This window comes from Gordonia polyisoprenivorans NBRC 16320 = JCM 10675 (assembly GCF_000241325.1).
GTDB classification, from domain to species: domain Bacteria; phylum Actinomycetota; class Actinomycetes; order Mycobacteriales; family Mycobacteriaceae; genus Gordonia; species Gordonia polyisoprenivorans.
Genome location: NZ_BAEI01000057.1, coordinates 122,979 through 131,806, shown reverse-complemented (window position 1 = coordinate 131,806; position 8,828 = coordinate 122,979). Strand labels below are relative to the sequence as shown.

At 67.1% G+C, this 8,828-nt stretch carries 12 protein-coding genes; 6 read left to right on the top strand and 6 right to left on the bottom strand.

The window, feature by feature from the left end:
* The first annotated feature begins 98 nt into the window (after window positions 1-98).
* The gene (locus GOPIP_RS14485) at window positions 99-332 is read left to right on the top strand and encodes an MbtH family protein (RefSeq protein WP_006370451.1); all 234 of its coding nucleotides are present in this window, start codon (window positions 99-101) and stop codon (window positions 330-332) included.
* Between the two features lie 315 nt (window positions 333-647).
* The gene (locus GOPIP_RS14480; RefSeq protein ID WP_238534739.1) at window positions 648-953 is read left to right on the top strand and encodes a hypothetical protein; all 306 of its coding nucleotides are present in this window, start codon (window positions 648-650) and stop codon (window positions 951-953) included.
* Between the two features lie 50 nt (window positions 954-1,003).
* Here GOPIP_RS14480 and GOPIP_RS14475 read toward each other — a convergent pair whose 3' ends face one another.
* Window positions 1,004-1,555 (bottom strand): DUF4190 domain-containing protein, encoded by a 552-nt coding sequence (locus tag GOPIP_RS14475; protein WP_006370449.1) that lies wholly within the window; start codon window positions 1,553-1,555, stop codon window positions 1,004-1,006.
* Window positions 1,556-1,713: 158 nt separating this feature from the next.
* Window positions 1,714-2,220 carry an MTB12 C-terminal domain-containing protein gene (locus GOPIP_RS14470; protein ID WP_006370448.1) on the bottom strand — a complete coding sequence of 169 codons (507 nt, stop codon included), beginning with the start codon at window positions 2,218-2,220 and terminating at the stop codon, window positions 1,714-1,716.
* Window positions 2,221-2,368: 148 nt separating this feature from the next.
* Here GOPIP_RS14470 and GOPIP_RS14465 point away from each other — a divergent pair, with 148 nt between their 5' ends.
* Window positions 2,369-3,493, top strand: a complete 1,125-nt coding sequence (locus GOPIP_RS14465; RefSeq protein WP_006370447.1) for an LLM class flavin-dependent oxidoreductase — start codon at window positions 2,369-2,371, stop codon at window positions 3,491-3,493.
* Window positions 3,490-4,137: a CE1759 family FMN reductase gene (locus GOPIP_RS14460; protein ID WP_006370446.1), complete on the top strand. Its 648-nt coding sequence runs from the start codon at window positions 3,490-3,492 to the stop codon at window positions 4,135-4,137. Before GOPIP_RS14465 ends, GOPIP_RS14460 begins: the two co-directional genes overlap by 4 nt.
* A gap of 19 nt (window positions 4,138-4,156) precedes the next feature.
* On the opposite strand, the gene GOPIP_RS14455 is transcribed toward GOPIP_RS14460, so the two are convergent.
* A complete protein-coding gene (locus tag GOPIP_RS14455; protein ID WP_006370445.1) occupies window positions 4,157-5,194 on the bottom strand; it encodes a pirin family protein in 1,038 nt (345 codons plus the stop codon).
* 130 nt (window positions 5,195-5,324) lie between these two features.
* Window positions 5,325-6,107, bottom strand: coding sequence for an acetoacetate decarboxylase family protein (locus GOPIP_RS14450; RefSeq protein WP_006370444.1), 783 nt, complete (start codon window positions 6,105-6,107; stop codon window positions 5,325-5,327).
* A 138-nt stretch (window positions 6,108-6,245) separates the two neighbouring features.
* Here GOPIP_RS14450 and GOPIP_RS29105 point away from each other — a divergent pair, with 138 nt between their 5' ends.
* Window positions 6,246-6,407, top strand: a complete 162-nt coding sequence (locus GOPIP_RS29105; RefSeq protein WP_006370443.1) for a hypothetical protein — start codon at window positions 6,246-6,248, stop codon at window positions 6,405-6,407.
* Between the two features lie 182 nt (window positions 6,408-6,589).
* Window positions 6,590-7,036, top strand: coding sequence for a response regulator transcription factor (locus GOPIP_RS14445; RefSeq protein ID WP_006370442.1), 447 nt, complete (start codon window positions 6,590-6,592; stop codon window positions 7,034-7,036).
* 107 nt (window positions 7,037-7,143) lie between these two features.
* On the opposite strand, the gene GOPIP_RS14440 is transcribed toward GOPIP_RS14445, so the two are convergent.
* On the bottom strand, window positions 7,144-8,133 hold the full coding sequence (locus GOPIP_RS14440) for an anti-sigma factor (RefSeq protein WP_006370441.1): 990 nt from the start codon (window positions 8,131-8,133) through the stop codon (window positions 7,144-7,146).
* Window positions 8,126-8,818 (bottom strand): sigma-70 family RNA polymerase sigma factor, encoded by a 693-nt coding sequence (locus tag GOPIP_RS14435; RefSeq protein ID WP_006370440.1) that lies wholly within the window; start codon window positions 8,816-8,818, stop codon window positions 8,126-8,128. The genes GOPIP_RS14440 and GOPIP_RS14435 overlap by 8 nt, the downstream gene beginning before the upstream one ends.
* Window positions 8,819-8,828 lie beyond the last annotated feature (10 nt).

Below are 8,828 nucleotides of genomic sequence, written 5' to 3'. Positions count from 1 at the left end.
TGCCGCCGACGAGGTCGGGGACGGTACGGTGAAAGACGACTGAGGTTCACCTAACCGCCTCGAGGACAACGACGATTGACTGAAGGAGTCGAGTAGAGATGACGAACCCATTCGACGACGAGAACGGCCGCTTCTACGTGCTCGTGAACGATGAGAACCAGCACTCGCTGTGGCCGACGTTCGCCGATATCCCGGCCGGCTGGACCAAGGTGTTCGGGGAGGATTCACGGGCCGCGTGCCTGGAGTACGTGGAGAAGAACTGGACCGATCTGCGCCCAAAGAGCCTCATCGACGCGATGGAGGCAGACAAGGCCGCCCGGGAGAACGGCTGAGCCGTCGAACGCAGGACGAGATGTCACGAAACGTCGCCGGGACCCCAGTGGTCACGGCGACGTTTCTTTTCAACATCAGACCCAGAAACCTCATAGACCCCATGTGTCACAAGCTCTATCGTTTCTGTTGACGGATATACCGTAGTTGTTGTGGGCGTTACCAGTTTCTGTGTGTAATCCGCCACATTTCAAGCGGTAAGGTACCCATATCGTTACGCAGCAATCGATGCTTGATTGCAAGAGCCCTCGGTCGACGGGGAGGTTGATCGAAGGGTGATGACCATGAATCAAGTCAGCCGGGTGGGGGAGTGTCACATGAATGAACTACTGCAGGACATCCGCGACAGGGCAGACATGACGCCGTCGTTGCCGGCCGTGCGCTTCGGTGGGCACATGGTGACCTACGGCGAGCTCGACCAGGCGCTCGACTCCTTCGAGGTGGTCATGGCGCAACACGGTATGTCGCGCGAGGCGGCTTTCTACGCGGCCGTGCTCCACTCGGTTCCGGCGCTGGCCGAGATCTCCGATCCCGATGAGCAGGGCCGCAACATCGACCAGGTGGTCGCGTGGCTGGGCCGGCATCTCGAGCCCACGGTCGGACACCTGCGCGTCGCCGGCTGATCGCTCCGGTCCGAGAACACGGCGCGGGCTCGTGCGCCGCGCGGCAGGGTCTACAGCAGCGAGCCGACCATCAGGACGAGCGCGAGAATCGGTAGCCCGACCAGGGCACTGCCCGTCCCCATCACGATCGACGCCACCGCGCGACCGGTGCCACGCATGCCCGGTGTTCGCCGGATCGTGCGTACCGCGGTCACTCCCAGGATGATCGCCAGTATGCCCAGCACCCCACCGATGCCGAGTGCCAGGGTCAGCGGAACCGAGGCGACGCCGCACACCACCGCTGCGGTTGCCGCCGGAGCGGTGCGTCCACGCGGATAGACGACAGGTCCGACGCCCGATGTTCGGAGCTCGGGGATCGGATCGAGTTCGGCCCGACCCCACAGGTCGCCGATCGGCGGCAGCGGCCCGTCCATGACATCGCTCCGGGCGCTCGGGACCTCGAAGAGCGGGTTCTCGAAGTCCGGTGTTTCGTGGTCCGGTGTTTCGGGATGCGGGGTCCCGGGTTCCACAGACTCGTCGACCAGATCGTTGACCTCAGGCCAGCGCACATGACGATCGGTCACCGCGGGCACGATCGGACGGGTGACCTGATCGGTTCGCACAGCGCCCTCCCTCGGCATCGATGTCCCGGCAGTCACCGGGTTCTGCCATGCTACCGGTCCTCACGTCGGGCAATCCGGTCACCGCTACGCCGGTCGCAGATGCAGGAGCGCCGCACCGGAGGCTTCCGGTGCGGCGCTCGGGAGTACGTTGTCGGAGGTCAGTGACCGCCGGCCATCGACTGCAGGAAGGTCACCGCGTCCCCGGAGAGCTTCCAGCTTCCGTCGACCTTGACGAACTTCATCTGCAGGCCGCTGGCGGAGTGTGCGCCGCCGACATCGAAGGTCACCAGAGCGGCATCGTTGCCGTCGCCGCTGACCTTGGTGACCTTGTAGGTGTAACCCATCTGCTTGGAGCCCTTGGCGAAGGCCTGGATCGCGGGCTTGGTCAGCGGGCTGCTGGTGTCGACGACGGCGTCGAGATCGGTGCTGGAGGTGTCGGGGTTCAGCGCCTTGTCCAGGATGGCCTGAGCCGCGGCGTTGTCGAGATCTGCGGGAGCGGGTGCGTCGCTGCCGGAGGATTCCGCGGCGCTGGATTCGGCGCTCGTGGCCGCCGAGGTGCTCGCGGTCGTGGTGGAGGCGTTGTCGTCGCTGCTCGAGCAGGCGGCAACGGTGAAGACGGCGGCACCGGCCAGGGCGGCCGCGGCAACGGACTTCCGAAGCTTCATGATTCTGACTCCCATCGAGGATCGGGTAAGCCCACACTAACTCACCCAGGTCAGCGTGCCCGGAAGACGGGTCATCCGGTGTCCGGAATTAACCGGACCATGGTCCGGTTAAGCTGGATGACAGTCCCGAAACCCCAGGAGGCGCGACATGCAATTCGGACTCTTCAGCGTCAGCGACATCACGGTGGACCCGACCACGGGAGTTGTTCCCACCGAGCACGAGCGCATCAAGGCCATCGTCGAGATCGCCAAGAAGGCCGAGGACATCGGACTCGATGTCTTCGCACTCGGTGAGCACCACAACCCGCCGTTCTTCTCGTCGTCGCCGACGACGACGCTGGCCTACATCGCGGCACAGACCTCGACGCTGAATCTGTCGACGGCCACCACCTTGATCACCACCAACGATCCGGTGAAGATCGCCGAGGATTTCGCGATGCTCCAACACCTCGCCGACGGGCGGGTGGATCTGATGCTCGGCCGTGGCAACACCGGCCCGGTCTATCCGTGGTTCGGCAAGGACATCCGGCAGGGTATTCCGCTCGCGATCGAGAATTATCATCTGCTGCACCGGCTCTGGACCGAGGAGGTGCTCGACTGGGAGGGCAAGTTCCGCACCCCGCTGACGTCGTTCACCTCGACGCCCCGCCCCCTCGACGGTGTTGCGCCGTTCGTGTGGCACGGGTCGATCCGCAGCCCCGAGATCGCCGAGCAGGCCGCGTACTACGGTGACGGCTTCTTCGCGAACCACATCTTCTGGCCCGCAGAGCATTTCCAGCGTCTGATCGACTTCTATCGTGAACGCTACGAGCACTACGGCCACGGCAACGCCAACCAGGCGATCGTCGGGCTGGGCGGACAGTTCTTCATTCGCAAGAACTCCCAGGACGCGGTCCGCGAATTCCGGCCGTACTTCGACAACGCGCCGGTCTACGGGCACGGTCCATCGTTGGAGGATTTCAGTCGGGAGACCCCGCTGACGGTGGGCAGCCCGGCCGAATTCGTCGACCGCACACTGTCGTTCCGCAACACCTTCGGCGACTACCAGCGCCAGCTGTTCCTCATCGACCACGCGGGTCTGCCGCTGAAAACCGTCCTCGAACAACTCGACGAACTCGGCGCGGTCCTGCCGGAATTGCGTCAGGGATTCGCCGAGGGGCGTCCCGCAGAGGTCCCGGACGCGCCGACACACGCCTCGCTGGTGGCGGCGCGTGATGCCGCGGTGCACGCCGATGAGGAAGACGAGATACAGGAACACGAGGTGCAGGCATGATCCGACTGGTCGCGGTCAATGCCGGGCTCGGCGAGCCGTCGTCGACGAGGATGCTCGTCGACCGGCTCGTCTCGGCGGTGACCGGTGCGCTGGGTGAAAACCGGGTGCAGACAACGACAATCGATCTCCGCGACCTCGCCGTCGACCTCGGCCGGTCGATGGCCGCGGGCTTTGCCACCGGCGCTGCTCGCGCGGCCATCGACACCGTGCAGGGTGCCGATGCCCTGATCGTCGCCACCCCGGTCTTCAATGCGTCCTACTCGGGTCTGTTCAAGACGTTCTTCGATCTCGTGGACGTCGACGAGATGGCGGCCACGCCGGTCCTGATCGCCGCGACCGGTGGAAGCCCACGGCATTCGATGGTGCTCGACCACGCGCTGCGCCCGCTGTTCGGCTACCTGCGCATGATCGTGGTGCCCACGGGGGTCTATGCCTCCGCCGAGGATTGGGCGGGCGGCTCCGGTGACACCACCACCCTCGGTGATCGGATCGACCGCGCCGCACGGGAACTCGCGGCCCTGCTCGAGAGTGGCAAACAGCAGTCCCGGGCGTTCGCGGATGCGTTGTCCGACAATGACAGCCAGAACGACACCGCCGCCGAGTCCGCAGGTATCGCGAACTTCGCGCGGCTGCTCGGCACCTGAGCGCTCACCCTTCCCGCGTTCACCCCTCCCGGGCCCGCCCCGGCGCGTTCTCCCGCGCCCGCAGGCGCGTACCGGGGAGGGTGGGGGCGGGCAGGTGCTGGATCTCACCGGTGTACCCCTGCACCTGACCGAAGCGCTCACTGTGCGCCATCCACTCCTCGCGGAAGGCGACGATGTCGTCGTGGCTGCGCCCGATGAAGTTCCACCACATCACGATGTCCTCGTTCAGCGGTGCGCCGCCGAGGACCACGATGCGCGCTGCGCCCTCGGCGCGGTTGCGCAGAGTGATGGTGCTCGCGCCGAGTCCGACGTACCCGAGTTGGGTGCGTTCGATGGTGGGGGCGGTGGAGTCGACGATGTCGACGCTTCCGGAGTCGACGAGGAATCCGTGTTCGAAGTCTTCGCGAACGTCGAGGGTGATCTCCGCGCCTGCCGGTAAATGGAGTTCGGCGCCGAGGAGCGGTGTGAAGGTGTGCACGGGGGAGGTGCTGCCGAGCAGCTCACCGAGGAAGACACGCGCGGTGACCTCACCGACGGTGACCAGCGGCGGCGCGTAGTGCGCGAAATCCCGTGGCGTGTCCACGGCGTCGGCGGGCAGCGCGATCCACAGCTGCACGCCGTGGAGCACCGTGGTGTCGGGGGTGGACACCTCGGTGTGGGCGATGCCGTGCCCCGCGGTCATCAGGTTGAGCTCGCCCGGCCGGACCATCGCATGATTGCCCATCGTGTCGCGGTGTTCGATCTCGCCGGTGAACAACCAACTCGCCGTTTGCAATCCGGTGTGCGGATGCGGTGGCACGTCCATTCCGCCGGTGACCGAGACGTCGTCGGGGCCGTAGTGGTCGGCGAAACACCAGGCACCGATCAACGATCGGCTGCGCTGGGGCACGGTTCGGTGGACCGTCATCGCACGTGGGCCGCCGAGGGGGACGTCACGGGCGGTGAGTACCTCGGCCCGCAATCGGCCCCGTTTCTCGTCCGACGAGGTCTGGGCGACCGAGTTCTGGGCGACGGTTCGGCATTCGACTTCCGCCGGCTGGGCTTCGAGATTGCTCACGTGCGACACCGCCTGACTGGCTGGGGACGGTCGCGGCTGTCGGCGACCGGGGCTGGGACGACCCCGCCAGTCTACGGATTCGTTTCGCCGGATCCCCGGCTCGCGCGGTCGTCCCGCTCACCGGAGTCGCTCAGATGACCTCGGCGTCGTCGAAGGTCATGGCGAGGCTGCGGACCGACGTCGTCATGAGCGCGTGCCGCGACAGGCCGAGGGAGCGCAGTTCGTCGGCGATCTCGTGGTCGCCGAGGTGCAGGCGGGCGCCGCCGAGTCGGGTCCGGGTGCCGCTGATCGATCGCAGTCGCCACGGCGTCATCCGCAGCGTGCCGTCGAGCTGCGAGTAAGCATGCAGCGTGGTCTCCACCGAGGACGCCGGCATCGGTACCCCCGATTTGACGGTGAGGTCGGCGATCAGCCGACCGTCGACGCTCACCCGGCCGTGCCGGGTCGCCGACTCGTGGTCGACGTCGAAGTCGGCGAGAATCTTCGGGAATCCCCAGATCCCGCGTCCGGCGGCGAGGGTGAACTCACCGTCGACCGGCAGCCGATGGATCAGGGCCCGGGCGTCGCCGGCGAACAGCGACCGCAACCCGGACCAGGAACCGCCAGACCGGGAATCCCCGGGGCCGGGGGCGTCGTCGGTCGTGGTCGGATCGACGAGGAAGCACACCCCGAATTCGTTGTAGGGACCGAGATCGCCGTCGATGTAGTCGACGAAGACCAGCATGCACATGCCCCGGCCGCGACGAATCCGCAACGGCGCCAACGCACCGCGAGTGTCGCCCGCGGCATCGATCGCGGCCTGCATCGCCCTCGCGTCGGCGGTGAAGCCCGCGACGAAGCAGCGGGCCCGCCGGATCTCGACCGGCATCGTCACCGTCGAGCCCAGTACGTCATGTCGGGAAGGGTGCGTCATGGTCGGTTCCTCGCCTCGCTCCGGATCAATTCTAGAACACGTTCTATTTTGGCATCGGGGTGATCCTACGCGGGCGGCGTGCCCGGCGGAGCCCTGATCGGTCCACCCGATCGGAGGAAAACGCCGCGCCCTCGGGGCGTGAGCGGGGCGGGCGCCGAGATCGGCCGTGTGGCAGTGCTGTTGATGGCGACGTTGTTCGCCGCGATCATCCGTCCCGCGGCGCGGGAGATCTATGCGTCGCGTGCGCAGGCCGTACGGGAGGCCGGACGCGCGGGGGCCCGTGGTGCAGTGTCCCGCTGAGATCACGGATTGACGAATCGCTTAATCCTTGCATCTGCAAACGACGTCCCCCATGTTGGGACTATTCGGTTGCTGAACGCAGCCTTAATATTCTCTGTGAAGAGTTGATGGACCCCAGTGCGAACGGCGAGCGCGATCCCCGCGCGTGAGCCGTGGTACCTGACAGTAAACGAGGACCAACGGTGACGACCGCGCATTCCGATATTTCGGACACCATGCCCCTTCCGGCCCCCGGACATCCGGTCGGTCACCCCCGCGACCTCCGAGCCTCGGTGGCCCGTATCGCCGACTATCGGCCCCCGGTCGCGCCGGGCTCGCATCTGAGGATGCGTCCGCTCGCACCGGTCCGGCCACCGATGCGCCCGGCCATGCCGAGCGCCGCGCCCGCGCCCGCACCGATCCGGCGTCCGGTGCTCTCGCCGCGCGAGGTCGAGGTCCTTCTCGCCTGGTTGGCAGCCGAATCGAAGGACGAGGCCGCCGAGCAGCTGTTCATCGCGGCATCGACCGTGAGCACCCACCTGGCGCGAATCCGGGCGAAATATGCGGCCGTCGGGCGCCCCGCACCGACGAAGACGCACCTACTCGCACGCGCGCTGCAGGACGGCATCACCCGCCTCGAGGATTGGTGAGCCCCGGTACACCCTGAATCCCGGTACCACCGACCGACGTCGACCCCGCGCCCATGGCGTCCGGGGGTCGTCGTGTCAGCCGGGTAGCACGTCGTGGCGGCCGGGAATCACAGTGACACCTGCGCGAGAATGTCGGTCGTCGGTTGTGGTGACCCGCCCTCCGGCTCGATCGTGACGGCAAGAACCTGAGAATTATCGATGCGCTCGATAAGTAGGGGATCGGCCGTCCCGGAGCCCGGAACGAGGCCCGCCGATGCCGGCTGCGCATTGGCGCCGCCGACCAGCCACAGCTGATACGTGCGATTCGACGGTAGCGGTGTGCGCTGATCACGCAGTACCGCCACGGCCCGGTTCTGGGTCCGCGACGCGACCACCGACATCGCCCCGTGATCGTCGGCCAGCCGAGCGACCGAGACCACCGCGTCGGGCGCCTGCAACACGTCGAGGACGTTGCGATCGGCCGACGTCGTCGGCGCCGGTTGTGGAGCGGTCTGGCGTCCGACCAGCACCCCGGCACCGAGCGCGACGCCCACGACGACCGCCGCGGCGGCCAGCGCTGCGGCTCGTCTGCGTCGGCGGGCGGCCAGGTCGACGACCCGGCCGGAGTCGGGGCCTTCCGGTGTCGAGCCCTCTGTGACAGAGCGTTCTGCGACAGGGCCTTCTGTGACGGGGCCTTGAGGGGTCGGGGCCGGCGGAACCGGCGGACCGGTCGCCGCGTAGGCCGGACTGTCGCTCCCGGGGGCCGGGGAGACCGCCGCGTGCCGGCCGGTATCGGTCTCCGCCGGTGTCGAGATCGACGACATCGACCCCGGGGAGACCGGCGACTCGGGGGAGTCCGGCGGTCCGGTGGTGTCGGCGGGCGCCGAGAAGACGTGATCGAGAACCCGCTCACGCAGTTCCGGCCGTGCCGCCAGGGCGTAGCCGGCAGCGAAATCGGCCATGGTGGTGTGGATTTCGTCGATACGGCCGTCGTAGATGGTGCGCTCCAACGGCGTCAGTCCGTTGTATTCGTCGACGAACCGGTCGGCCTCGGCGCCCTCGAGGGCATGGATGGCGAACAGTTCGACGTGATCGTCGAGCCACTCGGTGTCAGGCATGGCCGCGTCCTCGCAGACAATCGCGCAGCCGCCGCAGCCCGTCCCGGATGCGTGACTTGATGGTCGGCAGCGGGGTGTCGGTCTGGGCGGCCACCTCGGGATAGGTCAGGCCGTTGAAGTAGGACATCTCGATGCTGGAGCGCTGCAGTTCGGTGAGATCGTCGAGACAGGTACGCAATGTGCGGGTTTCCTCACGGTCGACGACCACCTCGAGTGGCAGCGGATCGGACACCGATGCCTGCGCGACACCGGCCTCGGTGACCCGGCGTCGTTGGAGATCCTCGGTGCGCACCCGATCGATCGCGCGCCGGTGGGCGATGGTCATCATCCAGGTGATCACCGAGCCGCGTTCGGGCCGATACGTCGACGCCTTCTGCCAGTACTGCAGGTACGCCTCCTGGACGACCTCCTCGGCATAGTTGGCGTCCCGGATCACGCGCAGCACCAGACCATAGATGCGGGGGTTGGTCAGGTCATAGAGTCGGGCGAACGATGCCCGGTCGCCGACCGCCGACGCCTCGAGCAACGCGCGCATCGAGACATCGGAATCGTCGGCGAACGACAGGTCGGGGTGCGGCGCGGCGGCAAAACCGCCGTGCCCGTCGGTGTCGGCCTCGCGGTGTGGCGGCGACGTGTCATCGGTGGAGGGTGGCACCCCTCCACGGTAGACATGTCCGATCAGCATGGTGTCACGA